Annotated in this window: 1 rRNA gene; it reads left to right on the top strand. The window is 46.8% G+C overall.

Annotated features, from left to right (window positions below):
• A 23S ribosomal RNA gene (locus ACH2AZ_RS12425) occupies window positions 1-904 on the top strand; the annotation flags it as partial.

Genomic DNA, 904 nt, shown 5'->3' with positions numbered 1-904 from the left:
ATTCTGTGCAAATTGAACTAGAACAAGTTGGAAAGCTTGGCCATAGACGGTGATAGCCCGGTATAGGTAAGATTTAGTAACAGATAGTGGTATCCTGAGTAGTGCGGGGCACGTGAAACCCTGTATGAATCTGGCGGGACCATCCGCTAAGGCTAAATACTACTGAGAGACCGATAGTGAACCAGTACCGTGAGGGAAAGGTGAAAAGAACCTTGAATAAAGGAGTGAAATAGACCCTGAAACCATACGCTTACAAGCGGTCGGAGTCCTGTTAAGGGATGACGGCGTGCCTTTTGCATAATGAGCCTACGAGTTACCGTTATCAGCAAGGTTAAGTACTTCAGGTACGCACCCGTAGCGAAAGCGAGTCTTAATAGGGCGCCAAAGTTGGTAGTGGTAGACGCGAAACCGTGTGATCTACCCTTGGGCAGGTTGAAGCTTTGTTAACCCAAAGTGGAGGACCGAACCCGTTGACGTTGAAAAGTCTTGGGATGACCTGAGGGTAGGGGTGAAAGGCCAATCAAACTCGGAAATAGCTCGTACTCCCCGAAATGCATTTAGGTGCAGCGATATTATTAGTTTTATAGAGGTAGAGCTACTGATTGGATGCGGGGGCTTCACCGCCTACCAATTCCTGACAAACTCCGAATGCTATAAAATGTTAAATATCAGTGAGGGCATGGGTGCTAAGGTCCATGTCCGAGAGGGAAAGAACCCAGACCATCAGCTAAGGTCCCCAAATGTATGTTAAGTTGAATAAACGCGGTTGAACTGCTTAGACAGCTAGGATGTTGGCTTGGAAGCAGCCATTCATTTAAAGAGTGCGTAACAGCTCACTAGTCGAGCGGTTCGGCATGGATAATAATCGGGCATAAACATACTACCGAAGCTATGGATTTTGTAT

Origin of the sequence: uncultured Mesonia sp. (assembly GCA_947499595.1) — a bacterium.
Taxonomy (GTDB): Bacteria; Bacteroidota; Bacteroidia; order Flavobacteriales; family Flavobacteriaceae; genus Mesonia; species Mesonia sediminis.
Note: the sequence above shows the minus strand (reverse complement) of the source record. Positions and strands in the feature narration are given on the sequence as shown.